The organism is Mesorhizobium silamurunense, from assembly GCF_014843905.1.
GTDB lineage: Bacteria > Pseudomonadota > Alphaproteobacteria > Rhizobiales > Rhizobiaceae > Mesorhizobium > Mesorhizobium silamurunense.
In genome coordinates this window covers 1-26,130 of record NZ_LPVS01000094.1, presented here as the reverse complement: position 1 = coordinate 26,130, position 26,130 = coordinate 1, and the positions used below count along the sequence as shown (strand labels likewise).

The following is a 26,130-nucleotide window of genomic DNA, read 5'->3' as shown; positions in this document are numbered from 1 at the left end:
GCTAATTGCTACAGTCCGTTAAAAAGAGTTAACTTTTTGTGCCGCGGGGCTCCGGTTTCAAAAAGCCTTCATCTGGCTGTCACACGAAAACGATACCCGCATCGCAGGCGTCCACGACGCCAGTTCAACGGAGAGAACACATGTTCAAGTTCACGGGGAAAGTGCTTTCCCTCTCGGCCGCGGCGCTCTTCGCGTCGACGGTGATTTCGTCCGCGGATTCGCTGGACGATCTCGCCAAGGCCGCGAAGGCCGAAGGCCAGCTGACTGTCATCGCGCTGCCGCATGACTGGTGCGGCTATGGGGCAGTGATCGACGCCTTCAAGGCTAAGTATCCGGACATCACCATCAACGAACTCAACCCCGATGCCGGCTCCGGCGATGAGGTCGAGGCCATCAAGGCCAACAAGGACAACAAGGGCCCGCAAGCGCCCGACGTGATCGACGTCGGCCTCTCCTTCGGCCCGACCGCAAAGAAAGACGGCCTGATCCAGGCTTACAAAGTATCGACGTGGGATTCGATCCCGGACAGCGCTAAGGATGCCGATGGTTTTTGGACCGGCGACTATTACGGCGTGCTGTCCTTCCTGGTGAACAAGGATCTTGTGAAGGAAGCGCCGGCCGACTGGGCCGACCTTTTGAAGTCGGATTATGCCAACACCGTCGCCCTCGCCGGTGATCCGCGCGCCTCGAACCAGGCGATCCAGGCGGTCTACGCCGCCGGTCTGTCCGGTGGCGCCGCTGCTGGTGAAGCAGCCGGCACGGCAGGTCTCGACTTCTTCAAGAAGCTCAATGCCGCTGGCAATTTCGTGCCGGTCATCGGCAAGCCGGCCACGCTGGCCCAAGGTCAGACCCCGATCCTGGTCACCTGGGACTACAACGCGCTTGCTGGCCGCGACACGCTGAAGGGCAACCCGCCGGTCGACGTCGTCGTGCCGAAGACCGGCGTCGTCGCCGGCGTCTATGTGCAGGCGATCAGCGCTTATGCGCCGCATCCGAATGCCGCCAAGCTCTGGCTCGAGTATCTCTACTCCGACGAGGGTCAGATCGGCTGGCTGAAGGGTTACTGCCATCCGATCCGCTTCAACGACCTCGCCAAGAACGGCAAGCTCCCGGCCGACGTGATGGCCAAGCTGCCGCCGGCCGAAGCCTATGCATCGGCCGTGTTCCCGACCCTCGATGAGCAGGGCAAGGCCAAGGAAGCGATCACCAAGAACTGGGACGCCACTGTCGGCGCCAACGTGAAGTAGCAGAAGGATACGGCCGGGCGGCTCTGGCCGCCCGGCTCTTCTCACGGACGGTAGCCGGCGCATGACCGATGTCTCGTTCCCCAACCAGGCCATTGCGGGAAAGACCGCGCCGCCCAGCGAAGCGCGCGCGTTGCGGCTGCCGACGCAATGGATCGGCGTTGCACCCTTCTTCATCTTCGCAGTCATGTTTCTTATCCTGCCCACGCTCTACCTGATGCTGGGCGCGTTCCAGAACGAGGCTGGTGAGTTCACGCTGGAAAATCTCATCGCTCTGTCGGAGCCAAATATCGTTGCCGCCTACTGGATCTCGATCAAGGTCAGCCTGGCATCGGCGCTCATCGGAGCATTTGCCGGCCTCGCCATCGCCATCGCGATCGTGCGTGGCGGCCTACCCAATTGGATACGTTCGGCGACGCTGACTTTTTCCGGGGTAGCCTCCAATTTTGCCGGCGTCCCTCTGGCCTTTGCTTTCCTCGCCACGCTTGGCCGACTCGGTCTCGCTACGGTGATCCTGAACACCCTGTTTGGCCTCAACATCTACGCGCATGGCTTCAACATCCTGTCGTTCTGGGGCCTCACGCTGACCTATGTTTATTTCCAGATCCCGTTGATGGTGGTCATCATCGTGCCGGCGATCGACGGGCTAAAGAAGGAATGGGGCGAGGCCGCCGCGACGCTTGGCGCCACCACGGCGCAATACTGGCGAATGGTCGTCATCCCGGTGATTTGGCCGAGCTTTCTCGGCACAGTTATCCTCCTGTTCGCCAACGCCTTCGGGGCGATTGCCACCGCCTATGCGCTGACCGGCTCCTCGCTCAACATCGTGCCGATCCTGCTCTATGCGCAGATTCGCGGCGACGTGCTGCACAACGCCCATCTCGGCTATGCGATCGCCTTCGGCATGATCGTTATCACCGGCCTGGCCAATGTCTTTTACATCTGGTTCCGAACACGCTCGGAGAGGTGGCTGAAATGAAGACCGGGAGATTCTGGGCCTGGGTCGTCTTCATCCTCGGCGCGGCCTATTTCTTCATCCCGCTGATCGCGACAGTGGAATTTTCCATGCGCATGCGTCGCGGCGCCTATTCGTTCGACGCCTATCAGATCGTGCTTGGAGACCCGCGCTTCCAGGCGACCTTCATGTATTCGGTGGTTGCCGCAATTTTCACCATCATCCTCGGTGTGCTGGTGGTGGTGCCGGCGGCCTATTGGATTCGGCTGCGGCTGCCGCAAATCAGGCCGCTTGTCGAGTTCATCACGCTGCTGCCGCTGGTCATACCGGCGATCGTCATCGTCTTCGGCTATATCAGGATGTATGGGTCGAATTCGCCGCTGCCGTTCCTGGCAAACGATACGGCCACCAACGCTCTGCTGGTGATCGGCTACGCGACGCTGTCGCTGCCCTATATGTATCGCGCAGTGGATACAGGTCTTCGCACCATCGACGTGCGGACGCTGACGGAAGCGGCGCAGATCCTGGGTGCCGGCTGGTCCACGATCATCACCCGCGTCATCCTGCCCAATGTTCTCATCGCGGTGCTGTCGGGCGCCTTCCTCACCTTCGCTATCGTCATCGGCGAGTTCACCATGGCCAGCCTGCTCAACCGGCCGGCGTTCGGTCCGTATCTGCAGAATATCGGCGCCAACCGTGCCTATGAGCCGGCGGCGCTGGCCATTATCGCCTTCGCCATTACCTGGGGCTGCATGTCCCTGATCCAGATCCTATCCCGCTTCGCGCCGAAATCGGCGAACCGACCGAACTGAGCGAAAGAAAAGCCATGGCCGAGCCGTTCCTCTCCATCCAGCATGTGCGAAAGTCCTTCGGAGCCACCACCGTGGTTGAGGATTTCAACCTCGATGTCGCGCCGGGCGAATTCGTCTCCTTCCTCGGCCCGTCCGGCTGCGGCAAGACGACGGTGCTGCGCATGGTGGCCGGCTTCGAGGAGCCCTCGGCCGGCAAGATCGTCGTCGGCGGCAAGGATATCACCAGGCTGAAGCCGAACCAGCGCAATGTCGGCATGGTGTTCCAGGCGTATGCGCTGTTTCCCAACCTGACGGTGGCGCAGAATATCGGGTTCGGGCTGAAGGTGGCGGGCATGGCCAAGGCGGCCATCGATTCCCGCGTCGCGGAGATGCTCGACATCATCAAGCTGCCGCAGATGGCCGATCGCTACCCCTACCAGCTCTCCGGCGGCCAGCAGCAGCGTATCGCGCTGGCGCGCGCGATCGCGCCGAAGCCGAAGCTTTTGCTGCTCGACGAGCCGCTGTCGGCGCTCGATGCCAAAGTGCGCGTGTCGCTGCGCGAGGAAATCCGTTCGATACAGAAGAAGCTCGGCATCACCACCATCTTCGTCACGCACGACCAGGAAGAGGCGCTGTCGATCTCCGACCGGATCGCGGTGATGTATGGCGGCAAGGCTGAGCAGGTCGGCACGCCGTTCGAGATCTACAACCGGCCGGCGACGAAGTTCGTCGCCAATTTCGTCGGCACGCTCAACGTGCTGGAGGGCAAGGTCACCGACCCCGCCTCGGGCAAGGTGCAGGTCAACGCCCAGGAAGTTTCGCTCAAGGGCAAGCTCAACGGCTCGAAGTCCGGCGACACGCTGTCGCTGGCGCTCAGGCCCGAAGCGATCTCGCTGGCGCGCCAGCCCGGCCACGACACCAGCCTGTCGGGCGAGATCGCCGAGGTGCATTTCCTCGGCTCGGTGATCCGGGTACGCGTCGGCATCGGCGGCAACACGGTGTCGCTCGACACCTTCAACAACTCCGCGACGCCGCCGCCCGCCGTCGGCGAGAAGGCGGATATCTCGTTCTCGTCAGGCGATATGTTGGTCCTGCACTAGGAAGCGAGCATCGTTTCACAGCGATCTCCGGTGCGCTGAACGGTGAATCCCGGTTGTCGACCCTTCGATGCCGATCAAACGTCGGCGCCGCCCCTCTTCCGCCTGCCGGCACCTTCTCCCCGCATAGTGACGGGGAGAAGGGGGCCGACCGCCGGCGCCTCATTCTGCAACGGCGACAATTGGCGAAACCATCGGTGACGGCGTCTTTCGCCCCGTCACTATACGAGGAGAAATGCCCGGCAGGGCAATGAGGGGCGGCACCGACCTGAGCGGTAGCTTTGAAATCCCCAGTCGAAGCTGTTCGCCTACGCTCTTTCCAGGCAGGCCAAGGCGCCGACAATTAACAGCATCTTGTCTCAAGGTACTGCCAACAACCTTGCTTCGCCGCTACGATGAACCATGGCGCTTTTCGAGCTCACCCTTGTCCTGCTTCTGATCGCCGTCGCGCTGACAGCAGTGTCGCGCTGGCTGGAGGTTCCGTATCCCTCGCTGCTGGCGCTGGCGGGCGCCGGGATTGCCTTTCTGCCTGGCGCTCCAACGATCGAGATCGATCCGGAACTGGCGCTGGCGCTGTTCATTGCGCCGGTGCTTCTCGATGCCGCCTATGACACCTCGTTGCGCGACCTGAAGCGCTACCGGCTGTCGCTGGCGCTGCTGGCGCTGGGCGCCGTCGCCTTCACCACCGTGGTCGTCGCCTTCGTCGGCTGGAAGATGGCCGGCCTGCCGATCGCGGCGGCGATCGCGCTCGGCGCCATCGTCGCGCCGCCGGACGCGGTGGCGGCGAGCGCCGTGCTCGGCCAGTTCAAGGTGCCGCATCGCTTGACCGCCATCCTGCAGGGCGAGAGCCTGCTCAACGACGCCACGGCGCTGCTGATCTACCGGATCGCGGTTTCGGCCGCCATCGGCTCGGTCATGCTGAAGGACGCGGTGCCCGTGGTTCTTTTGTCGACGATTGGCAGCGTTGCCGCCGGCTATCTGTTCGGCCGCATCTCGCTGCTGACGCTCACACGCATCGAGGATGCCGCAAGCAGCACGGTGGTGCAGTTCGCCGGAACCTTCGCCGTCTGGATCATCGCCGACAGGATCGGGCTTTCCGCCATCATCACCATCGTCGTCTATGCCATCACCATCGCGCGCACCGCGCCGCGCCGCATGTCGGCGAGGCGCCGCGTCAGCACCTATTCGGTCTGGGAGTCGGCGGTGTTCGTGCTCAACGTGCTGGCTTTCGTGCTGATGGGCCTGCAGGCACGGTCGATCGTCGGCCGGCTCTCCGGCGAAGGGCATGGCAATGCATTTCTCTTCGCCGCGACGGTGCTGGCCGTCGTCATCGTGGCGCGTCTCGTCTGGGTGTTGGGTTATGTTGCGATCATGCGACGGCTCGCCCGCTTCGACAGCGAAGAGCAAAGGCGGGACGCGCCGACCTTTCGCGGCGCCGTGCTCGTCGGCTGGTGCGGCATGCGCGGGCTGGTGACGCTAGTCGCGGCCGTTGCCTTGCCGGCCGGCTTCCCCGGCCGTGATCCGATCGTGCTCGCGGCCTTCGCTGTCGTGCTCGGCACGCTGGTGCTGCAGGGCATGAGCCTGAAGCCGCTGCTGCGCCTGCTCAATTTCGAACGGGACACGACGATCGACCGCGAGGTGGCGCAGGCGCGCGTCGCCGTCATGCAGGCCGCGCTCGATGTGTTGAGCCGCAAGACGTCGGCCGCGGCCGCGGTCGTGCGCGAGCAATACGAGGCCCAGCGTCTGGTCGCCGAGAATCCGGAGGACGCGCAGGCGGCGACCGAATACGATCGGCTGCGCCTCTATGCCATCAACCGCCAGCGAGACACGCTGGAGGAACTGCGCCGCAACGGCACGATCGGCGACGAGGCCTATCACCGCCTGGAGGAGGAAATCGACTGGTCGGAACTGGCCGCGTCTCCGGCCGGGCGGTTTCAATCGCTCACCACCTAGGCTGTGCTGATATTCAGGTGAGGCCGGCCTGCAAATAGCGGCATCCTGCGCTTCCGGTGCTCACGTACTTACAGTACGCTCCGCTCCGGTTCTCGGAAGCCACCATTTTCGGCTCGGCCTGACCTGAATCTCAACACAGCCGGACGGCGCGGGACTAGTTGGCCTATTCCGCGCGCCGCCGCGGTCCATTGCAACGAGATAGCCGAGGCGGTACTGGCGTGGCGAGATATTCAGCCGGTTAATCGATGAAGCTGGTCAGCTACAACATCCAGTATGGGTTCGGCAGCGACGGCCGCTATGACCTCGCGCGCGCGGCGCGCCTTGTCGACGGCGCCGACATCATCGCCCTGCAGGAGGTGGAGCGCCAATGGCAGCGCACCAACGAGGACGACCAGCCGGAAATGCTGTCGCAGCTGCTGCCCGACTATTACTGGGTCTATGGCCCGGCCTTCGACATGGACGCCAGCGAAAAGCGCGACGGCCGCGTCGTGAACCGCCGGCGGCAGTTCGGCACGATGGTGCTGTCGAGGCTGCCGATCGTCTGGTCGCGGCTGCATGCGCTGCCGCTGCGGCGCACGCTCAAGCCGCTCAACACCCGCAACGCGGCGCTCGAATGCATGATCCGCACGCCGGCGGGGCCGGTGCGGGTCTTCTCGCTGCATCTTGCGCATATCGCGGCCGAGGAGCGGCTGGAACAGATCGACTATCTGCTTGCAGAGCATCGTCGCGCGCCATCCGAGGGCGGCCCGTGGAGCGGTGCCGACGACGAGCCGCAGCACAACTGGAGCAACGGCGAGCCCGAACCGGAAAACCCGCTGGCGGCGATTTGGCTCGGCGATTTCAACATGGAGCCGGGAAGCGCGGAGTACCGGCGCATCGTGGGCAGCGCGCCTTATCATCGCGGCGCCGCCTATATCGACGGATTTGTCGATGCCGCTTCAGTCGCCAGCGAGCCCGGGCCGGACTTCCATACGCACGAGAAGATCATCGACGGCAGGCTGGCGAAACGACGGCTCGACCATTGCTTCGTCGGCGGCATGCTGGCCGCACGGGTGCGTTGGGTGAGCGCCGACATCGGCGAGGTGGCTTCCGACCATTTCCCGCTCAGGGTCGACATTGACCTGGAAACGCCGGGCATAGCCTCAGGCTTCGCGGGCAGGTGAGGCGGGCATGACGCTTCTCGTCTTCCTCGCGGTGCTGTCGGCGGCCGCCATGCATGCCATCTGGAACGCGCTGGTCAAGGTGCATCTCGACCGCTTCCTGTCGATCACGCTGATGACGCTCGGCATGGGGTTTGCGGCGCTGTTCGCGCTTCCCTTCGTCGAAGCGCCGAAGGCCGAAGTGTGGCCCTACATCATCGCCTCGGTGATCTTCCATATGGGCTACCGGACTTTTTTGATCGGCGCCTACAAGGCTGGCGATTTCGCCCAGACCTATCCGCTGGCGCGCGGCACGGCGCCGCTGCTCGCCGCAATCGGCGGCATCGTCCTGGTTGGAGAGGTGCCGGCACCGCTCGCCATTTTCGGCATCATGCTTCTGTCAGCCGGCACGCTGGTGATGTCATTTCGCGGCGGCGTGCATCTCGAACGGTTCAATCTTCGCGCGGTCGGCTTCGCGCTAGGCACATCGATCTTCATCGCCAGCTACACGCTGTCCGACGGCAGCGGCGCGCGATTGGCCGCCACCGCAACCAGCTACGCTGCCTGGCTATTCGTTTGCGATGCGGCATGGGCGCTGGTGCTGTGCGTCGCTTTTCGCGGGCCGCAGTCGCTGCCCGTGCTGGCGCGCGACTGGAAGGCGGGGCTTTTCACCGGGGTGCTCAGCGGCGCCGCCTACTGGATCGTGATGTGGGCGATGACCAAGGCGCCGATCGCCTCGGTTGCGTCGCTTCGCGAGACCTCGATCCTGTTCGCCATGCTGATCTCGGTGCTGGCACTGGGCGAGAAGATGACCGCCTGGCGCGCCGCGGCCGCGCTGGGCATCGTCGCGGGCGTCGTGGCGCTCAGGCTGGGTTAGAGCAATTCTAGGAACAATGTGGAGCGGTTTTCCTGCAATTGCGTAGAAACAAAAATCAGCCAAACACGGTCATCACCTGGCCGCGCTTCTCCGGACTGAAGCGGATGACGACGATGATGCAGACGGCGACAACGCCGGCAAACAACGCCAGCGCGTAGCCGTAGCTGCCTCCGGGAGCTTCGGCGATACCCGCCTGGTAGGGACCGCCATAGGAAGCGGCGAGATTGCCGGCCTGGTAGATGAAGCCCGGCAAGGTCGCCCGCACGGTACCCGGCGATAGCTCGTTGAGATGCACCGGGATCACGCCCCAGGCGCCCTGCACCGCTACCTGCATGACGAACGCGCCGAGCGCCAGCATGAAGGGCGTGGTCGAATAAGCCCACAGCGGAATGGTCGGCAAGGCGATCACGCAGGCAATCGTGATGGCGTTGACGCGGCCGATCTTTTCCGACAGCGCGCCGAAGGCCAGACCGCCGATAATGGCGCCGATATTGGCGACGATGGTGATCCAGCTCACCGTGTGCGGATCGAAACCGTGTTGCTTCTTCAGGAAGGTCGGGTAGAGGTCCTGCGTGCCGTGGCTGAAGAAGTTGAAGAACATCATCAGCACGACGGCATAGACCGCGATGCCCCAGTGCTGCCGCAGCGTTTCGAGAAGGCCTGGCCGCGCCTGCGCTCGGCCTTCGACGAATGCCGGCGATTCCGGGACATGCGAGCGGATGAAGAGCACGATCAGCGCCGGCACGAAGCTCAGCAGGAACATGGCGCGCCAGCCGATGGTGAAGTCGCCGATCGTCTGCCCGTAGAGCAGCCCGTAGACCACCGCCGCGAGCGGATAGCCGGCGGGATAGCCGCATTGCAGGATGCCCGAGACCATGCCGCGCGCGCTTGGCGGAATGGATTCCATGGCAAGCGAGCTGCCGAGGCCCCATTCGCCGCCCATGGCGATGCCGAACAGCGCGCGCAGGGCCAGGAATATGCCGAGATTGGGCGAGAAAGCGGCCAGCGCCCCGATCACCGAATAGCTGACGATGTTCAGCATCAGGATGGGCTTGCGGCCGTATTTGTCGGCTAGCATGCCGAAGAAGAACGCGCCGATGAAGCGCGTGGCGAGCGTCAGGAACAGTGCTTTGGAGACTGCCGGGACGTCGGTCTGGAATTCACTGGCAATATCGGTAAGCAGGAATGTCAGAAGGAAGAAATCAAAAGCATCGAGCGTCCAGCCCAGGAATGATGCGACTACGGTTTTCTTCTGCTCGGTGGTGAGGTTCAAGGCGTTTCTCTCCTTTGCATCCCCCGGGGGCGATATGTTCCACGGCGCGCAAAAGAGAACGGCTGGTTTGCCGGTTTTCGGTGAACCGGCGGTCACATTTCCGTAAATTCGAGGTCGAACACCATCAGCCCGTCGGTGCCGCCTTCGAGCGCGGCAACCAGGCGAGCGCCGGCGCGCTGATGGGCTTCATGCGTTAGATAGGCGTCGCGGGCGCCGGCATCGCGGAAGTCGATGGTGAAGCCATGCGTGAGGCCGCGCGCGAAGGGCTCGGGGCTGACATTGGCGCTGAAATGAACCTTGCCCATGCCGTCGATGACGGAGCGCAGCGCCTCGAGGTCGGCGTGGATCGCCGCGCGCTCGGAGGTGGAGACATCGTCGCGGAAGCGGACGAAGACGCAGTGCCTGATCATCGATGTTCCCTCAAGCCGCCTGGTTGCCTTTGAAAACGGCCGGCGGCAATGGCTCGCGGCCGAGGATCAGGTCGGCGCCTTTTTCGCCGACCATGATTGTCGGCGCATTGGTATTGGAGGAGGGAACACGCGGCATCACCGACGCATCGCAGACGCGCAGGCCTTCTATGCCGCGCAGCCTGAGGTCCGGCGTCACCACGCTCATTGCGTCATGGCCCATGCGGCAGGTGCCGACCGGGTGGTGGTCGGTCTTCGAGGTGCGGCAGGCATAGTCGAAGAGGTCGGCGTCGCTTTGCAGGGCAGGGCCGGGCAGCACCTCGCGCAGCACATAAGGCTGAAGCGCCTTCTGCCGCATGATCTCGCGCGCCAGCCTGAGCCCCTTGATCGACATGTCGCGATCATACGGATCGGACCAGTAGTTCGGATCGATCAGCGGATGATCGGCCGGGTCGGCGCTCTTCAGCCGCACCGTGCCGCGCGAGCGCGGGCGCAGGAAGGCGGAGTTGAGCGTCACGCCGGGGTTCTTCAGCTTCTCGACGCCGGCCTCGATGCCGGAGCCGAGGCCAAGATGGAACTGGATATCGGGTGAGGCGGCGGTCGGGTCGGCGTACCAGAAGCCGCCGGTCTCGAACAGGCTGGAGGCGACCGGGCCCTTCTTCAAAAGCAGATATTGCAGACCGGCCCACATGGTGCGGTGCAGCTTGCCGTAGTTGTCATAGGTGTGGTCGCCGGTGCATTCGGAAATGACGAACAGGTCGAGATGGTCCTGCATGTTCGAGCCGACGCCGGGCAGGTCGTGGACGGGCGTCACGCCGACCGACTTCAGGTGGTCGGCCGGGCCGATGCCGGACTGCATCAGAAGCTTCGGCGAGCCGATGGCGCCGGAGGAGACTACCACCTCGCGGTTCGAGCGCAGGATCGTCTTCTCGCCACCCGGCCGGTCGACGATCTCGACGCCTACGGCGCGGCCCGTCTCGACGACGACGCGGGTGACCAGCACGTCGGTCCTGACCGTCAAATTCTTGCGGTCGCGGATCGGTTTCAGATAGGCGACCGACGCAGAGGAGCGCCGCGCGTCCTTCTGGGTAAGCTGATAGTAGCCGACGCCCTCCTGGCTGGCGCCGTTGAAATCCGGATTGAACGGGATGCCCATCTCCTGGCCGGCACGGAAATAGGCCTCGCAGATCGGCAGCGGCGAGATCGGGTTGGAGACGCCGAGCGGCCCCTGGTCGCCGTGATAGTCGTTGGCGAAGCGCTGGTTGTTCTCGGCGCGCTTGAAATAGGGCAGCACGTCGCGATAACCCCAGCCGGCGAGGCCCTCTTCCTTCTCCCAGGCATCGTAGTCGCGGGCGTTGCCGCGCGTGTAGATCTGCGCGTTGATCGACGAGCCGCCGCCGACCACCTTGGCTTGCGTGTACCAGAAGACGCGGTTCTTCATGTTCTTCTGCGGCACCGTCGACCAGCCCCAGGAGGCGATGCCCTTGGTCATCTTGGCGAAGCCCGCCGGCATGTGGATCAGCGGATGCCAGTCCTTGCCGCCGGCTTCCAGGAGAAGGACCGAATGAGAAGGATCTTCGCTCAGCCGGTTGGCAAGAACGCAGCCGGCCGGACCGGCGCCAACGATGATGTAGTCAGCCATTGTTCCACTCACTTACAAGCGAGGCACGGAAAGCGCGCCGTCGACATCGATGACCGACCCGGTCGAGAAGCCGAACTTGCCGGAAGCCAACGCTGCCACCACCGCGCCGATATCGGCGGCTTCGCCCCAGCGTTTGGCCGGCACCAGGCCGCCATCGATAAGCGCGTCATATTTGGCGGAAACGCCCGCTGTCATGTCGGTGCGGATGATGCCCGGCCGCACCTCGAACACGCCGATGTTTTCCGCCGCGAGCCGCAGCGCCAGGTTCTTCACCCACATGGAAAGGCCGGCCTTCGAAATGCAGTAGTCGGCACGCTCAGGCGAGGCCATGGCGGCGCTGACCGAAGTGATGGTGATGATCGATCTGGCCGATGCGACGGGCGCCGAAAGCATGGCCTTGGCGACAGCCTGGGTCAGGAACATCGTGCCGCGCAGATTGATCGCAAGTGCGCGATCGAAGTTCTCCGGCTTCAGCTCAAGAAGATCGCCGCGCACGACGGCGCCGACGCCGGCGTTGTTGACGAGGCAATCGATGCGCCCGAAGGCGCGCATGGCGGCACCGACAAGCGTTGCGTGATCGGAAAGTTTGGCAATATCGCAGCGATGGTAGGCGAACGCTGCACCACGCGTCGTGATGTTCTCTATAAGCCGTTTGGTGGGGTCGTTCGCGAGGTCGGCGACAAGAATGTCGAAGCCGGCATCGGCCAGCGCCTCGGCGCAGGCGAGGCCGATGCCGCGCGCGCCGCCGGTGACGATGGCTGCCGGGCGGCTCATGCGGCGAGGTCCATCTTGCGGATGTGATCAGCGACCCGCAGCGCTTGCGCCGCGATCGACAGCGCCGGATTGACCGCGGCGGAGGTCGGCAGGAAGCCGGCGTCGACGACGAACAGGTTCCGGTGGTCGAAGGCACGACAGAAGGGATTGAGCGGCGCTGTTGCCGGATCGTTGCCCATCTTCACCGTGCCGCACTGGTGCGAGGGCGTGCGCTTGTCGAAGGGGCGCGACAGCACGATCGGATAGCCGCAGGCACGAAAATTCTCGCGCATCACCTTGGTCAGGCCTTCTAGCGACTGCATGTTGGAGCGCTGCCACTGCATGACGATCTCCTTGCCGTCGACCATGATGCGGCTTTCGGGATCGGGCAGGTCCTCGCACATCAGATACCAGTCGACGGCGTGGCCGGCCATGAAATCGAGCGCGAATTTCGGCGCCAGCTTGACATTGGCCCGCAGCATGTTGCCGTCGATCTTGCCGAGCAACTGCACATTGCCCAGCGGTTTGCCGCCCTTGCCGTCCGACAGATAGTAGTCGTTGAGCATCAGCGTCTTCTGGTAGACGGCATCGTTGCGGCGGCGCGGGTCGATTGCCAGCATCGCGCTCGAATTGTGGTTCATGAAATTGCGGCCGACCTGGTCGGAGCTGTTGGCCAGGCCCTTGCCCCCTTTCGTACCGGTATTGGGCGACGGCGAGCGCAGCAGGATGACGGCGGAGTTGACCGCGCCGGCCGAGAGGATGACCAGTTTCGGCGACAACGTCTTTTGCGAGCCATTCTGGGTGTAGTGGACGGCGGCTATCGAGTTGCCGTCCGGCGATGCCTCGAGCCAGTCGACATGGGCGCCAGTTTCGAGCTTGATGTTCTTGTCCAAAAGCGCCGCCGTCAGCGGTCCAGTCTGGGCGTCGATCTTACCCTGGCCGGTGTTCGGGAAAGCATCCCAACCCGTCTTGCCCTCTTTCAGCCAGGCTTCGATGTCGACGCCGAGCGGCAGCGAGGCCGGATGCAGGCCAAGACCTTTGAGTTCGGCGCGGGCGCGCGCGATCGAGGGCTCGTCGGGCACCGGCTTGAAGGCGTAGGGGATCGAGTGGAACGGCTCGGTCGGATCCTCGCCGAGCGTTCCGCGCACGCGAAAAAGCTGCTCGGCCTTCGAATACCAGGGTTCGAACTCGTCGTAGGAAAACGGCCAGGCGGGTGACACACCGCCGAAATGCTCGAGCTCGGAAAAGTCCTCCTTGCGGTAGCGGATCAGCACCGCGCCGAAGAATTTGGAATTGCCGCCGACATAGTAGTAGTTGCCCGGGTTGAAGGCCGCGCCGCCGGCCTCGCGCCACATCTCCTTCGGCCGGTAGTGCTCGTCGACGAAGATCGATCGCGTCGAGCGCGCATGCGGCGTCGCGGGTAGCGGTTCACCGCGCTCCAGGATCAAGATCGAGGCGCCGCTGCCGGCCAAGCCAGAGGCGATCGTGGCGCCGCCAATGCCGGAGCCGATGATGACGATATCCGGATTTGTCATAATCGTTAGAGGATACGCTTCTCGGTCGCCGGGTCGAAGAACACCGCCTTGCTCAGGTTGAAGGCCAGCGGCGTGCTAGTGCCGGGCTGAATCCTGGCGTCCGCCCGCAGCCGCGCCACCACACCCTTGCCGCCCAGGTTGGTGACCGCGAAAGTATCCGATCCAGCCGGCTCGACCACTTCGATGTGGCAGTCGGCGGTGGCGATCTCGGACCCGTTGCGCTCCGCACCTTCCGGATCGGTCAGCGCTTCGGGACGCACGCCGAAGATAACCGCCTTGTCCTTGAAGGCAGCAAGGCCTGCCGGCGCGCCGGGCAGCGACAGCGTGATCGGCTGGCGCGCCTCGCGATCGAGCACGACGGAAAGCCCGCTGCCATTGGCGCCGATCTTGGCCGGGATGAGGTTCATCGCGGGCGAGCCCATGAAGTCGGCGACGAAGACGTTGGTAGGGTTGTTGTAGATCTCGGCCGGCGTGCCGAACTGCTGCACCTCGCCGTCGCGCATCACGGCGATCTTGGTCGCCAGCGTCATCGCCTCGATCTGGTCGTGCGTGACATAGACGATCGTGGTGCCGGTGGTCGCATGCAGGCGCTTGATCTCGATGCGCATGTCGACGCGCAGCTTGGCGTCGAGATTGGAGAGCGGTTCGTCGAACAGGAAGAGCTTCGGGTCGCGGACCAGCGCCCGGCCCATGGCGACGCGTTGGCGCTGACCGCCGGAAAGCTGGCTTGGCTTGCGTTGCAGGAGGTGGCCGATCTGCAGGATCTTGGCCACTTTGTCGATCGCCTTCTGCCGCTCCGCCACCGGCACGCCGCGCATCTCCATGCCGAAGGCGATGTTTCCGGCGACCGTCATGTTCGGATAGAGCGCGTAGCTCTGGAACACCATGGCGATGTCGCGCTTCGACGGGTGCAGATCGTTGATCGCGCGGCCATCGACGCGGATCTCGCCTTCGGTGATCTGCTCCAGGCCGGCGATGGTGTTGAGCAGCGTGGACTTGCCGCAGCCGGACGGGCCAACCAGAACGAGGAAGCCGCCCTTTTCGAGCTCGACATCGATGCCCTTCAGGATCTCGACATTCCCGAAACGCTTCTTCAGCCCATCAATTTCCAGAAAAGCCATGGTCGTTCCTTCAAGAAAGAGGTCAGCCCTTGACCGCGCCTGCCATCAGCCCGCGCACGAAGTAGCGGCCGGCGACGACATAGACGAGCAAGGTGGGGAGCGCGGCGATCATCGCCGCGGCCATGTTGACGTTGTATTCGACGACGCCGGTCGAGGTGTTGACGACATTGTTCAGCGCCACCGTCATCGGCATCACGTCGCCGGTGCCGGCATAGGCCGAGGCGAACAGGAAGTCGTTCCAGATATTGGTGAACTGGTAGATGACGGTGACGACGAAGATCGGCATCGAGTTCGGCAGCATGATGCGGCGGAATATCTGGAAGAAAGAGGCGCCATCGACCTGCGCCGCCTTCACCAGCTCGGTCGGGAAGGCCTCGTAGTAGTTGCGGAAGAACAGCGTGGTGAAGCCCAGGCCGTAGACGACATGGACGAAGACCAGGTTCACCGTCGAATTGCCGAGGCCGAAGTTGAACCCGGTCGCGTTCCGCAAGGTGACGCCGAAGCGGCCGATGCTGCCGAGGATCGTCGCCATCGGCAAAAGCACCGACTGGAACGGAATGAAGCAGGCGAACAGCATCATCGCGAAGACCAGCGTGTGGCCGCGGAAGCGCCATTTGGTAAGCACGTAGCCGTTGAGGGCGCCGAGCAGCGTCGAGATCAGCACCGCCGGAACCACCATCTTGATGGAGTTCCAGAAGTAGCCCTTGATGCCGGCGCAGGTGAGGCCGACGCAGGTTTCGCCCCAAGCCTTGAACCAGGGCGCGATGGTCGGCGACTGCGGCAGCGCCAGCATGTTGCCGTTCTGGATCTCGTCCATGGTCTTGAACGAGGTGACCAGCATGACGAAGAGCGGCATCAGGTAGAACAGCGCGAACAGCGCGAGCAGACCATAGATGACGATGCGGTTGATCGTCCTGGCGCTGACGCCGCTCGAGGCCTGGCGGGCCGGTGAGGTGATCGCGCTCATCGCGGCTTCTCCCTGAGCTCGGAATAGAGGTAAGGCACGATGATGGCGGTCAGCGTCATCAGCATGATCACCGCGCTGGCGGAGCCGACCGCCATCTCGTTGCGCTTGAAGGTGAACTCATACATGAAGTTCGACGGCAGCCAGGCCGAGCCGCCCGGGCCGCCGCTGGTCAGCGCCACGACAAGGTCGTAGGACTTGATGGCGAGGTGGGCGAGCACGATGAAGGCCGACAGGAACACCGGCCGCAGCAGCGGAATGACAATGCGGCGGTAGAGCTGGAAGGTTGTGGCGCCGTCGATCTGCGCCGCCTTCATGATCTCGCCGTCGATGCCGCGAAGCCCGGCCAGGAACATCGCCATGATGAATCCCGAAGCCTGCCAGACGCCGGCGATCACCACAGTGTAGATGACGAAATCCTTGTTCTTGATCCAGTCGAAATGGAAGCTCGTCCAGCCCCATTGATGCAGCGTCTGCTCGAGGCCGAGGCCGGGATCGAGGAACCATTTCCAGGCGACGCCAGTGACGATGAAGGAAAGCGCCATCGGATAGAGGTAGACCGGCCGCAACACGCCTTCGCCGCGGATTTTCTGGTCGAGCAGGATGGCGAGGAACAGGCCGAGCGCCAGGCAGATCAGGATATAGAGGAAACCGAAAATGCCCATGTTGGTGATCGAGGTGTACCAGCTCGACGGCGGGTCGCTCTCGAAGGTCCAGCGCCATAGCCGCTGGTAGGCGCGGGCGCCGGTGATGTCATAGGACGGGAAGGTCTTGGAGTTGGTGAATGACAGATAGATCGTCCACAGGATGAAGCCATAGACGAAGACGATCGTCGCCGCGAAGCTCGGCGCCAGAACGATCTTCGGCAGCAGATCCTGCAATCGCGTGCGGACGGACGCGCTGGGGCGGGCGTCGTGTTCCGGTGTCAGCTTCGCAGTGGTTTCGGCAACTGTGCTCATTGGCTCATCCAGTACCGGTTAGCGGTGACCGGCCGGCGCGCGGACACGCCAGGCAAATCCCGGATATCGTCTCGACAGGAGACCTCCCCCGCCGAAGCGGGGGAGACTCGAGTTTACGGCAAAACGCCTTACTTGGCGTCGTCGATCGCCTTGACCAGCTCGGTCACGGCCTCGTCCGAGGTCTTGATCTGACCGTGGACGAACTTCGAGATGACGTCCTTGTAAGCGTTGGCAACAGCCGGAGGCGCGCCATAGCCCTGGGCCAGCGAGCCGAACAGCGTGCCTCCTTCATTGGCCTTCTTCAGGTCGGCGATGCCCTTCTTGCCGCAAGCGTCGAAGTCGGTGTCAGGCACGTCGGTGCGGGCCGGGACCGAACCCTTCACAACGTTGAAGGCCGACTGGAAGCTCTTCGACAAAGTGGCGGTGGCCAGAGCGACCTGGGCGGCCTTGCGGTCGTCCGGAACGTTGAACATGCCGAACATGTCGGAGTTGTAGATCACGCTGCCGTCGGTGCCGGGGAAGCGATAGCACAGGAAGTCCGTGCCCGGCTCCTTCTTGGCGGCGTGGAACTCGCCCTTGGCCCAGTCGCCCATGACCTGAACCAGCGCGTCGCCCTTGATGACCATGGCGGTGGCGAGGTTCCAGTCGCGGCCCGAGAAGTTCGGGTCGACATAGGTGACGAGCTTGGCAAGGTTGTCGAACGACTTCTTCATCGTGTCGGACTTGAGCGATTCCTCATCGAGGTCGTTCATCGCCTTCTTGTAGAACTCCGGCCCGCCGGTCGACAGCACGACGGAGTCGAACATGGTGGCTTCCTGCCAGTTCTGGCCGCCGAGCGCCAGCGGGATGACGCCCGCGGCCTTGGCCTTGTCGAGAAGGGCAATGAAGTCGTCGAAGGTCTTCGGCTCGGTGCCGCCGATCTTGTCCATCACCGCCTTGTTGATCCACAGCCAGTTGACGGAGTGGACGTTGACGGGAGCCGCGACCCACTTGCCGTCATAGACGGAGAACTTCTGCAGGGCGGCCGGAACCGACTTGTCCCAGCCTTCCTTCTTCGCGGTCTCGGTCAAGTCGCCCATGACGCCGGCGGCGGCATAGTCGAGCACGGTGTAGCCGAGCATCTGCGAGGCGGTCGGATAGTTGCCGGCCGCGACCATCGCCTTCAGCGCGGTCATGGCGGCGTCGCCGCCGCCGCCGGCCACCGGCACGTCCTTCCAGGCGTAGCCTTCCTTGGCCAGATCCTGCTTCAGCACGTTCAGAGCGGCCGCTTCGCCGCCCGACGTCCACCAATGCAGCATCTGCACTTCCTTGACGTCCGCGGCATGCGCCGAGAACGCAAAGCTCGTCGCAAGAGCCGTTCCGATAAGCAGTTTGCGCAACATGTACTACCTCCCTTGTTGCATGCACATCACCGGCGGATGTCCGCCGGGGTTCCCAACTCAGCCGACCCACCATCCGGTGCGCTGGCCGCGATGAAACTGGATAGTCTTTTCCTCGGTATAGTCCTCGACGGCGCGTTTGCCGAGTTCGCGTCCAAGACCGGACTGCTTGTAGCCGCCGAAGGGCAGTTCGGGATAACCTTCCATGAACGTGTTCACCCAAACCGTCCCCGAACGCACACCGCGCGCCACCGACATGCACGTGTCGATGCTGGCGCTCCACACACCCGCAGACAGACCATAGGGCGTGTTGTTGGCGATGTGCAATGCCTTTTCAATCGTTTCAAAAGTGAGCACGGACAGCACCGGCCCGAACACTTCCTCGCGGGCGATGGCCATGTCCTCGGTGACGCCCCGCACGATGGTCGGGTCGAGATACTGGCCGGCGTTGGAGGCGAGTTGCCCACCGCCGCTGTAGACGTCGCCGCCGTCGGTCCTGGCCGCCGTCACATAGCCGGCTACCTTTTCCATGTGGTCGGCCGAGATCATGGCGCCGACCTTGGTGCGGTCGTCAAGTGGGTCGCCAACGCGAACCTTCTCGGCCAGCGCCTTGACCGCGCCGAGGAAGTCGTCGGCGATCGCCGCATGCACGATCAGCCGGCTGCCGGCATTGCAGCATTCACCGGCGTTGAAGAAGCCGCCGAACACGGCGGCGTCCGCCGCCGCTTCGAGGTCGGCGTCGGGGAAGACGATCTGGCCGTTCTTGCCGCCGAGCTCCATCGAAACCTTCTTCAAGGAATTCGAGGCGGCGGCCATGGTCATCTTGCCGACGCGGGTCGAGCCGGTGAAGGAGACCATCTCGACCAGCGGATGGCTGACCATCGGCGCGCCGACATCGGCGCCGAAGCCGGCGAGGATGTTGACGACGCCGGCCGGCAGGCCCGCTTCCAGCAGGATGTCGCCGAGCACGAAGGTTGAGGCCGACGTCATCTCGCTCGGCTTCACCACCGCAGTGCAGCCGGCGGCGAGCGCGAAGGGCAGTTTCTGGCTGATGATCAGGAACGGGAAATTCCACGGCGTGATGATCGAGACGACGCCGATCGGCTCGCGCAGCACCACGCCCAGCATGGAGTCGCCAAGATTGGCATAGCTTTCGCCATGCAGCGTGCGGGCAAGCGAGGCGGCATAGCGCCAGATGTCGACGGCGCCGCCGATCTCGCCGCGCGCCTGGGCGATCGGCTTGCCGGATTCCAGCGCGTCGAGCCTGGCAATCTGTTCCAGTCGGGTCTCGATCAGGTCGGCCGCCTTGAGCAGCACAGCGGCGCGTTCCGACGCGTTCATGCGCGGCCAGGGACCTTTCTCGAAGGCCCTGTGCGCGGCCTGGACCGCGGCTTCCACTTCCGCGACGCCGGCCTGGGCGTAACGCGAAACGGTAAAGCCGTGGCCAGCGCTGCTGCGCTCGATGGTGCGGCCGTCACGGGCGTCGACATGCTTGCCGTCTATGAGAAGCTTGTAAGTCTTCGGCGCCTGGGACGCCTCGGCCGGCATGGCAATGTTGAGGGGTGCGTTCATCGTGCTTTCTCTAGGATCTCGAAAAGGCCGGCTTCTGCTTGGCCTTGAAGGCGCCGACGCCGGCCTTGAGGTCGCCGGTCAACGCAATGAAGCCGCTCGCCAGCACCTCGGTCGCGGCGGCATTCTCCTCGCCTTCGGCAACGGCGATCATCAGCTTGGCGGCCTCGGTTGCGAGCGGCCCGCGCTCGGCGATCTTTTCGCCCCAGGCCCTGGCTTCGTCGAACGCCTTGCCGCTGTCGACGACGCGGTCGACGACGCCGAGCGCAAGCGCTTCGGCTGCCTGCAGGATCTCACCGCCGAGGGCCATGCGCCGCACCGCTTGCGCGCCGAAGCGGCGCACGGCGCGTTGCGTGCCGGACCAGCCGGGCACGACGCCGATCGAGGTTTCGGGGAAGCCAAGCTTCACCCGGCTTTCGGCGACGCGGAAGTCGCAGGCCGCGGCCAGCTCAAGCCCTCCGCCCAGCGCGTGACCGGACAGCACGGCGATCGTAGGCTGCCGCAAGCGAGCCAACCGGTCGAAGACGCGGTGACCGTAGCGGACCCATTGCACCTGGAAATCGGCGGCGCTCATCGCGCCCCAGGCCTCGACGTCGCCGCCGGCGCAAAAACCCTTGCCTTCGCCGCGGATGAGCACGACTCGGACGCCTTCGGCCAGTTCGGCCTCGTCGAGCGCGGTTTCGAGCGCGCGCAGCATCGGAATGTCGAGCGCGTTGAATTTTTCCGGCCGCCGCAGCGTGACGACGCCGATGGCGCCGTCCTTTTCGAAGGTGACGAGGCGCTCAGCCATGTGCACCTCCGAGCGAGGCACCGCCGTTGAGCGACAACCCATGTGCACCTCCGAGCGAGGCACCGCCGTTGAGCGACAAGCCGATCGGCCGGTCCTGGTAAAGCGACGCAGGCGTCACCTTGAGGTCGTTGGCGATGGCGAGCGGAATGTCGGCCTGCGCCAGCACATCGCGCTCGAGGTCGATGCCGGGTGCCAGCTCCGTCACCATCAACCCGTCCGGCGTCAGCCTCATCACGCAGCGTTCGGTGACATAGGTGATGTCCTGGCCTTGCGCGACCGCGCGCTTGCCGGAGAAGGAGATGTGCTCGACCTCCTCGACCACCTTCTTGACCTTGCCTTCCTGGTCGATGCGGATGCCGCCATCGGCCAGCGAGAGCTTGGCGCCGGCATTGAAGAAGCCGGAGAAGACGATCTTCTTCGCCCGCGACGTGATGTCGACGAAGCCGCCGGCGCCGGCGGTGACATGCGGCCGTGCCGAAAGCTTCGAAACGTTGACGGAGCCGTGACGGTCGATCTGCAGGAAGGAAAGCAGCGAGGCATCGAAGCCGCCGGCCTGGAAGTAGATGAACTGGTGCGGCGAGGGCATGATCGCCTCGGCATTGGAGGCGCAGCCGAACTTGAAGTCGAGCAGCGGCACGCCGCCGACGGCGCCCTGCTCGATCACCCAGGTGACCTTGCCGTGCTGGCCTTCCTCCAGAAGGATGCGCGGCACGTTGGCGGAAATGCCGAAGCCGATGTTGACGGCCATGCCGTCGCGCAATTCCATCGCGACGCGGCGGGCGATCACCTTCTGAACGTTCATCTCGGGCGTGCGGAAGGTCGAGAGCGGGCGGAAGATTTCGCCTGAGATCGCCGGGTCGTAAGGCGTCTGCGTCGTCTGCAATTGGTCGGGCGCCACCACGATATGGTCGACCAGCACGCCGGGGACGCGCACGTCATGCGGCTTCAGCGTGCCGTTCTCAACGACGCGCTTCACCTGCGCAATGACGATGCCACCATTGTTGCGGGCTGCGAGCGCTTGTTCCAGACCGCCGAGATACGCGCCTTCATGCTCGTAGGTGAGGTTGCCGCGCTCGTCGGCGGAGGTGGCACGGATGATCGAGACGTTTGGAACGATGGCGCGGAAATAGAGCCATTCCTCGCCGTCGAACTGCTGCACCGAGACGATCGGCTCGCCGGCTGCCTCATTCATGGCGCAGCCTTGGTGGCGCGGGTCGGCGAAAGTGTCGAGGCCGACCTTGGTCAGCACGCCCGGCCGCTTGGCGGCGGCCTCGCGATGCATGTCGAACAGGATGCCGGAAGGGACGTTATAGGCGGCGACGGAATTGTCGCCGATCATCTTCCAGATCTGCGGCGGCTCTGCGGAGGAGGGGCCGGAAGGATAGGAGCCGCAAAGCGTGCGCTTCAGCAAGCCGGGCTTGGCGAGATGGTCGATGCCCTTGATGCCGTACATGTCGCCGGCGGCGATCGGGTGCAGCGTGGTGATCGCCTTCGGATGACCTTCCGTGTCGAAGCGCTCGCCGATCGCGGCAAGCACGGCATCGGGGCAGCCGAGGCCGCTCGACGACGACACCGAGACGACCATGCCGTCCTTGATCAGGCTGGCGGCATGGGCCGCCGAGACGAGCTTGCTCACGCGAGGCTCCCGAGTTGCGGATCGATGGTCACAGCCTTGCCGGTTTTCGAGGATTGCAGCGCGGCTTCGGCCGACGCCAGCGACCAGATGCCGTCCTCGCCGGTGGCGGAAGGCTGGCCTTCGCCGCTGATCGCGGCGTGGAACTGGCGCAGCGAGCGCGTGTAGAGGTCCTCGCGGTCGAAGCTCAGCTCTTCTTCACCCGAGGCGGTGCGCAGCAGCACGGAGCCGACCGGCTTCTGCGTCATCACATTGGTGGCGATCAGCGAGCCTTCCGATCCATGCACCTCGAAGCCGGTGCCGGCGAATTTCGTCGTGAAGCCCTCATGCGATTGCGCAATGACGCCGGACTTGAAGCGCCAGATGCACATGGCGCCGTCCTCCAGCCCGCCGCCGGCCATGCCGGCCGACTGCGTGAAAGCCGATATCTCGACCGGATCGTCGCCGAGCACGAAGCGTAGTGTGTCAGCATCGTGGACGGTAATGTCGAGCACGACGCCGCCACCGGCTTCGGGCCTGGTGATGCGCCAGCCCTGCAGGCTCTCAGGCAGGTAGACGGAATGGAAGACACGCGCGGCGATCGGCTTGCCGATGCGCCCCGCCGCAATCGCCTCGCGCATCGCACGGTGCGCGCCGGCATTGCGCAGATGATGGTTGGTGCCGAACACGATGCCGGCTTTCCTGGCAGCCGCGACCATCTTGCGCGCATCGGCGCTGGTCAGCGCCAGCGGCTTTTCGCACAGCACATGCTTGCCGGCCTCGATCGCGGCAAGCCCCTGTTCGAGGTGCAACTCGTTGGTGGTGGAGATGTAGACGGCGTCGATATCGGCCGCGAGCAACGCATCGAGCGCCGAGACGGCTGTAGGAATGCCGTTTTCCCTGGCACAGGCTTCTGCGCGCTCGGGACTGGAGCTCATCACGGCGGCGACCTCGCCATCGGCCTGCGCGCGAATGGCGTTGATCATGAACTGTCTGGCGATCGTGCTTGCGCCGATCAGGCCCCATCTCACGCTCATGCCGCATCTCCCATTCCAACGCCGCGCGCATTGCGATCCGGGCCGCAACTCTCCCTGATGGCCAGGCTGACCGCGCCGATATGATCCTCGGCGCGCGTCGTGCGCGACTGGATCATCTTCAGCATGACGTGGGCGGCGCGCTCGCCGAGGCCGGCGGTATCGACTGCAACGCTGGTCAGCGCCGGCATGTAGTGTTCCGCTTCGGCCACGTCGTCGAAGCCGACCACGGCAAAATCCGTTCCTGCCTCCAGGCCGCGCTTGCGCAGCGCCAACATGACGCCGAAAGCGACGGCATCGTTGAAGCAAAGGGCGGCCGTCGGCGGCTCAGGTGCCGCAAGGGCGGTCTCAAGGCAAGCCATGCCGCCTCTGCGGCTGGTCTCGCCCTCGACGATGGTCCTGTCAGCGGCAGGAATGCCAAGGGCCTCGCAGGCTTCGAGGAAGCCGCCCAGCCGGTCGTGATAAACCACCAGGTCCGAGGAGCCACCGAAGAAGGCTAATCGGCGATGGCCTTTGCCGATCAGATGCTGGGTGGCGAGATAGGCGCCGCGATGGTTGTCGGGCGCGATTGCCGGGATGCGGCTCTCGGGCAGACGGCGCATGGCAAAGACGATCGGTACCCCGGCCGCCTCGATGCGGCGGAAGGCGCCGGGCGTGGTGCCGCGCGCCGGCGAGACGATCAAGCCGGCGACGCCCTGCTCCATCAGCGACTTCAGCACTTCTTCCTGACGCACAGGGTTTTCCGCCGTGTTGGCGATGAAGGGCACGATACCGGCGGCCTGGAAGACACGCTCCATGCCGACCGCCAGCTCGGCGAAGAAGGGATTGGTGAGGTCGTTGATCACCATGCCGATGACGTTGGAATGCGCCTTGCGCAGATTGGCGGCGCCACGGTTGTAGACATAGCCGACATCCTCGATCGCCTTGCGCACCTTGACCGCTGTCTCAGGCCGGATCAGCCCGCTGCCTTGCAGCACGAGCGATACCGTCGATTTGGACACGCCAGCCTCGCGGGCGATATCCAGGATCGTCGCCTTGGCCCGGCTGGCCATGTCCGTGCTTTACTCCGCGTTCGGCGTCAAATCTATTGGAACGTTCTAAACATTGCGCCAAACCGGAGTCAATTGGGATTCTTGTGAAATTCAAAAAATTGATGAATGACCCGGCAAATGCTAGGTCGATGGAGCATGATGCAGCATTGAATCGCTTCAGTCACAAGAGTTGTAAAGGTTCTTGATTTATTGGAACGTTCCATTTATAGGCTGCCGCAAAGGGAGATTTCGATGGACATCATCCTGCCTGCGGAGAATGGCGACCGTGTCGCCTACCGGCTGGTTGGCCAACCGGCGGAGCCGATCATCGGCGCGGATTTCCCGCGCGTCGCCTATGCCGCCGCCCATGTCGTCGCCAACCCCTTCGCCATGACCGATCCCTGGTCGCGGCCGGCGGTCGACTGGGACAAGACCATGGCCTTTCGCCATCATTTGTGGCGGCTCGGCTTCTGCATCGCCGAGGCGATGGACACTTCCCAGCGCGGCATGGGTTTCGACTGGGCAAGCGCGAAGGAACTGATCCGCCGCTCGATCGCCGAGGCACGTACGATGAAGGGCGCCGATCTCGCTTCGGGCGCCGGCACCGACCAACTGGCGCCGGCGGCGGCAAGGACCCTGGACGACGTGATCCGTGCCTATGAGGAGCAGTTCGCCTTCATCGAAGGCGAGGGCGGCAAGGCGATCATGATGGCGAGCCGCGCGCTGGCGGCGGTGGCCAAGGGACCGGACGACTACGCGCGCGTCTACGACCGCATTCTCTCACAGGCCTCCGGCAAGGTGATCTTGCACTGGCTGGGCGACATGTTCGACCCGGCGCTCAAGGGCTATTGGGGCAGTCGGGATTTCGAGCCTGCGCTGGAGACGGTCGTTGCCATCATCGAGCGGCATGCCGACAAGGTCGAAGGCATAAAGATATCGCTGCTCGATGCCGGCAAGGAGGTGTTGCTGCGCGACCGCCTCCCTGAAGGCGTGGTGATGTTCACGGGTGACGATTTCAACTACCCGGAATTGATCGCCGGCGACGGCAAGAGGCACTCGCATGCGCTGCTCGGCATCTTCGACGCCATCGCGCCGGTGGCCAACGCCGCGCTGGTGAAGCTCGGCGAGGGCAACCGGGCCGGCTATGACGCGCTGATGGCGCCGACCGTGCCGCTGTCGCGCAAGATCTTCGAGGCGCCGACCGAATATTACAAGGCGGGTATCGTCTTCATGGCCTGGCTGAACGGGCACCAGGATCATTTCGCCATGGTCGGCGGCATGCAGTCGGCGCGCGGCATATGCCACTACGCCGACATCTTTCGCCTCGCCGACCAGGCGGGATTGCTGGCCAACCCTGACCTCGCCGTCGCCAGGATGAAAGCCCTCTGCGCCGTCTCAGGCGTCTGAGCCAGATTGACTTCTATGGGTTAAGTCTTTCCCCGCATCGGGATTTGCCTTCCGCCGGCAAATCTGCAATCGCTTGCCAATTCATGTGGATGAATGCGGCAATGACGGACAAAGTAGCTCTGACTACCGGCGTAACCGGGCAGGACGGGGCCTATCTGGCACAATTGCTGCTTGAGAAGGGCTACATCGGCGCGTCTGAATGAGCGAGCGTCGGCCCGACGCGGGTGGTGAAGACGGAGCCTGAAAACGCGATCTTCCGAAGAATCAGGCGGCGCGTGGCGATGGGCCAGAAGCCGAAAACGGGCCAGGCGATGGCCATGTGGCGGCTCAGGCGGCTGAGAATCCGGGCCGGTTGAGAATATCCTGACCTTGATCGCCGACTGAGCGCGGCAGCTCGGTCTCGCGCCTGTCCTGCGTTGCCGCCGGACACCGGGACCGTCCGTGTCTGTCGCGGCACGGTCCTTCCGACACGGCCGCTGCAGTGTGGCTGATGCGCTCCGTGGTCGCGATCTGAGTTCGGGTGATACGCGGCCTCGCCAGCTCATTCGGCTAGGGTCAGGACCCATTAATTTGTTGAGTTGATATCTGTTGGGTGATT

22 protein-coding genes and 1 pseudogene are annotated in these 26,130 nt (G+C 64.2%); 9 read left to right on the top strand and 14 right to left on the bottom strand.

Going from position 1 to position 26,130, the window contains the following annotated elements; all coding sequences use genetic code 11:
• Positions 1-140 precede the first annotated feature (140 nt).
• From AU465_RS28235 to AU465_RS28205, 7 genes are all read left to right on the top strand, one after another.
• Positions 141-1,247 carry an ABC transporter substrate-binding protein gene (locus AU465_RS28235; protein ID WP_192255470.1) on the top strand — a complete coding sequence of 369 codons (1,107 nt, stop codon included), beginning with the start codon at positions 141-143 and terminating at the stop codon, positions 1,245-1,247.
• 61 nt (positions 1,248-1,308) lie between these two features.
• Positions 1,309-2,223, top strand: a complete 915-nt coding sequence (locus tag AU465_RS28230) for an ABC transporter permease (protein ID WP_192255468.1) — start codon at positions 1,309-1,311, stop codon at positions 2,221-2,223.
• A complete protein-coding gene (locus AU465_RS28225) occupies positions 2,220-3,011 on the top strand; it encodes an ABC transporter permease (protein ID WP_192255466.1) in 792 nt (263 codons plus the stop codon). Before AU465_RS28230 ends, AU465_RS28225 begins: the two co-directional genes overlap by 4 nt.
• A gap of 14 nt (positions 3,012-3,025) precedes the next feature.
• Complete coding sequence (locus AU465_RS28220; protein ID WP_192255464.1) at positions 3,026-4,090, top strand: ABC transporter ATP-binding protein; 1,065 nt, start codon at positions 3,026-3,028, stop codon at positions 4,088-4,090.
• Between the two features lie 399 nt (positions 4,091-4,489).
• Entirely contained in the window at positions 4,490-6,040 is a 1,551-nt protein-coding gene (locus AU465_RS28215) for a cation:proton antiporter (protein WP_192255462.1), read from the top strand.
• A gap of 245 nt (positions 6,041-6,285) precedes the next feature.
• Positions 6,286-7,203, top strand: a complete 918-nt coding sequence (locus AU465_RS28210) for an endonuclease/exonuclease/phosphatase family protein (protein ID WP_192255460.1) — start codon at positions 6,286-6,288, stop codon at positions 7,201-7,203.
• Positions 7,204-7,210: 7 nt separating this feature from the next.
• The gene (locus AU465_RS28205) at positions 7,211-8,056 is read left to right on the top strand and encodes an EamA family transporter (protein WP_192255458.1); all 846 of its coding nucleotides are present in this window, start codon (positions 7,211-7,213) and stop codon (positions 8,054-8,056) included.
• A 55-nt stretch (positions 8,057-8,111) separates the two neighbouring features.
• On the opposite strand, the gene AU465_RS28200 is transcribed toward AU465_RS28205, so the two are convergent.
• The 14 genes from AU465_RS28200 to AU465_RS28135 form a co-directional block, all read right to left on the bottom strand.
• A complete protein-coding gene (locus AU465_RS28200; protein ID WP_192255456.1) occupies positions 8,112-9,329 on the bottom strand; it encodes an MFS transporter in 1,218 nt (405 codons plus the stop codon).
• A gap of 92 nt (positions 9,330-9,421) precedes the next feature.
• Positions 9,422-9,739, bottom strand: coding sequence for a Dabb family protein (locus AU465_RS28195; protein WP_192255454.1), 318 nt, complete (start codon positions 9,737-9,739; stop codon positions 9,422-9,424).
• A gap of 10 nt (positions 9,740-9,749) precedes the next feature.
• The gene (locus tag AU465_RS28190; protein WP_192255452.1) at positions 9,750-11,378 is read right to left on the bottom strand and encodes a GMC family oxidoreductase; all 1,629 of its coding nucleotides are present in this window, start codon (positions 11,376-11,378) and stop codon (positions 9,750-9,752) included.
• Positions 11,379-11,390: 12 nt separating this feature from the next.
• Positions 11,391-12,152, bottom strand: coding sequence for a 3-ketoacyl-ACP reductase (locus AU465_RS28185; protein WP_192255450.1), 762 nt, complete (start codon positions 12,150-12,152; stop codon positions 11,391-11,393).
• Positions 12,149-13,666, bottom strand: coding sequence for a GMC oxidoreductase (locus AU465_RS28180; RefSeq protein ID WP_192255448.1), 1,518 nt, complete (start codon positions 13,664-13,666; stop codon positions 12,149-12,151). Before AU465_RS28180 ends, AU465_RS28185 begins: the two co-directional genes overlap by 4 nt.
• Before the next feature lie 5 nt (positions 13,667-13,671).
• A complete protein-coding gene (locus tag AU465_RS28175; RefSeq protein ID WP_192255446.1) occupies positions 13,672-14,787 on the bottom strand; it encodes an ABC transporter ATP-binding protein in 1,116 nt (371 codons plus the stop codon).
• 22 nt (positions 14,788-14,809) lie between these two features.
• Positions 14,810-15,754 (bottom strand): carbohydrate ABC transporter permease, encoded by a 945-nt coding sequence (locus tag AU465_RS28170; RefSeq protein WP_192255444.1) that lies wholly within the window; start codon positions 15,752-15,754, stop codon positions 14,810-14,812.
• Positions 15,751-16,710, bottom strand: coding sequence for a carbohydrate ABC transporter permease (locus tag AU465_RS28165; protein WP_192255442.1), 960 nt, complete (start codon positions 16,708-16,710; stop codon positions 15,751-15,753). The genes AU465_RS28170 and AU465_RS28165 overlap by 4 nt, the downstream gene beginning before the upstream one ends.
• A 128-nt stretch (positions 16,711-16,838) precedes the next feature.
• On the bottom strand, positions 16,839-18,092 hold the full coding sequence (locus AU465_RS28160) for an ABC transporter substrate-binding protein (protein WP_192255440.1): 1,254 nt from the start codon (positions 18,090-18,092) through the stop codon (positions 16,839-16,841).
• A gap of 57 nt (positions 18,093-18,149) precedes the next feature.
• A complete protein-coding gene (locus tag AU465_RS28155; RefSeq protein WP_192255438.1) occupies positions 18,150-19,661 on the bottom strand; it encodes an aldehyde dehydrogenase family protein in 1,512 nt (503 codons plus the stop codon).
• 10 nt (positions 19,662-19,671) lie between these two features.
• Positions 19,672-20,448, bottom strand: coding sequence for an enoyl-CoA hydratase/isomerase family protein (locus tag AU465_RS28150; protein ID WP_192255436.1), 777 nt, complete (start codon positions 20,446-20,448; stop codon positions 19,672-19,674).
• Positions 20,441-22,084 (bottom strand): acyl CoA:acetate/3-ketoacid CoA transferase, encoded by a 1,644-nt coding sequence (locus AU465_RS28145; RefSeq protein WP_192255434.1) that lies wholly within the window; start codon positions 22,082-22,084, stop codon positions 20,441-20,443. The genes AU465_RS28150 and AU465_RS28145 overlap by 8 nt, the downstream gene beginning before the upstream one ends.
• Complete coding sequence (locus tag AU465_RS28140) at positions 22,081-23,097, bottom strand: Gfo/Idh/MocA family protein (protein ID WP_192255433.1); 1,017 nt, start codon at positions 23,095-23,097, stop codon at positions 22,081-22,083. The genes AU465_RS28145 and AU465_RS28140 overlap by 4 nt, the downstream gene beginning before the upstream one ends.
• Complete coding sequence (locus AU465_RS28135; protein WP_192255431.1) at positions 23,094-24,146, bottom strand: LacI family DNA-binding transcriptional regulator; 1,053 nt, start codon at positions 24,144-24,146, stop codon at positions 23,094-23,096. The genes AU465_RS28140 and AU465_RS28135 overlap by 4 nt, the downstream gene beginning before the upstream one ends.
• A 231-nt stretch (positions 24,147-24,377) precedes the next feature.
• On the opposite strand from AU465_RS28135, the gene AU465_RS28130 reads away from it, so the two are divergent.
• A complete protein-coding gene (locus tag AU465_RS28130) occupies positions 24,378-25,532 on the top strand; it encodes a dihydrodipicolinate synthase family protein (RefSeq protein ID WP_192255429.1) in 1,155 nt (384 codons plus the stop codon).
• 101 nt (positions 25,533-25,633) lie between these two features.
• A pseudogene (locus AU465_RS37875) lies at positions 25,634-25,720 on the top strand (GDP-mannose 4,6-dehydratase); the annotation flags it as partial.
• Positions 25,721-26,130: the final 410 nt, after the last annotated feature.

Coding starts and splice junctions, on each gene's coding strand:
- AU465_RS28235 (WP_192255470.1), top strand. CDS start 141: ATGTTCAAGTTCACGGGGAAAGTGCTTTCCCTCTCGGCCGCGGCGCTC.
- AU465_RS28230 (WP_192255468.1), top strand. CDS start 1,309: ATGACCGATGTCTCGTTCCCCAACCAGGCCATTGCGGGAAAGACCGCG.
- AU465_RS28225 (WP_192255466.1), top strand. CDS start 2,220: ATGAAGACCGGGAGATTCTGGGCCTGGGTCGTCTTCATCCTCGGCGCG.
- AU465_RS28220 (WP_192255464.1), top strand. CDS start 3,026: ATGGCCGAGCCGTTCCTCTCCATCCAGCATGTGCGAAAGTCCTTCGGA.
- AU465_RS28215 (WP_192255462.1), top strand. CDS start 4,490: ATGGCGCTTTTCGAGCTCACCCTTGTCCTGCTTCTGATCGCCGTCGCG.
- AU465_RS28210 (WP_192255460.1), top strand. CDS start 6,286: ATGAAGCTGGTCAGCTACAACATCCAGTATGGGTTCGGCAGCGACGGC.
- AU465_RS28205 (WP_192255458.1), top strand. CDS start 7,211: ATGACGCTTCTCGTCTTCCTCGCGGTGCTGTCGGCGGCCGCCATGCAT.
- AU465_RS28195 (WP_192255454.1), bottom strand. CDS start 9,739: ATGATCAGGCACTGCGTCTTCGTCCGCTTCCGCGACGATGTCTCCACC.
- AU465_RS28190 (WP_192255452.1), bottom strand. CDS start 11,378: ATGGCTGACTACATCATCGTTGGCGCCGGTCCGGCCGGCTGCGTTCTT.
- AU465_RS28185 (WP_192255450.1), bottom strand. CDS start 12,152: ATGAGCCGCCCGGCAGCCATCGTCACCGGCGGCGCGCGCGGCATCGGC.
- AU465_RS28180 (WP_192255448.1), bottom strand. CDS start 13,666: ATGACAAATCCGGATATCGTCATCATCGGCTCCGGCATTGGCGGCGCC.
- AU465_RS28175 (WP_192255446.1), bottom strand. CDS start 14,787: ATGGCTTTTCTGGAAATTGATGGGCTGAAGAAGCGTTTCGGGAATGTC.
- AU465_RS28170 (WP_192255444.1), bottom strand. CDS start 15,754: ATGAGCGCGATCACCTCACCGGCCCGCCAGGCCTCGAGCGGCGTCAGC.
- AU465_RS28165 (WP_192255442.1), bottom strand. CDS start 16,710: ATGAGCACAGTTGCCGAAACCACTGCGAAGCTGACACCGGAACACGAC.
- AU465_RS28160 (WP_192255440.1), bottom strand. CDS start 18,092: ATGTTGCGCAAACTGCTTATCGGAACGGCTCTTGCGACGAGCTTTGCG.
- AU465_RS28155 (WP_192255438.1), bottom strand. CDS start 19,661: ATGAACGCACCCCTCAACATTGCCATGCCGGCCGAGGCGTCCCAGGCG.
- AU465_RS28150 (WP_192255436.1), bottom strand. CDS start 20,448: ATGGCTGAGCGCCTCGTCACCTTCGAAAAGGACGGCGCCATCGGCGTC.
- AU465_RS28140 (WP_192255433.1), bottom strand. CDS start 23,097: ATGAGCGTGAGATGGGGCCTGATCGGCGCAAGCACGATCGCCAGACAG.
- AU465_RS28135 (WP_192255431.1), bottom strand. CDS start 24,146: ATGGCCAGCCGGGCCAAGGCGACGATCCTGGATATCGCCCGCGAGGCT.
- AU465_RS28130 (WP_192255429.1), top strand. CDS start 24,378: ATGGACATCATCCTGCCTGCGGAGAATGGCGACCGTGTCGCCTACCGG.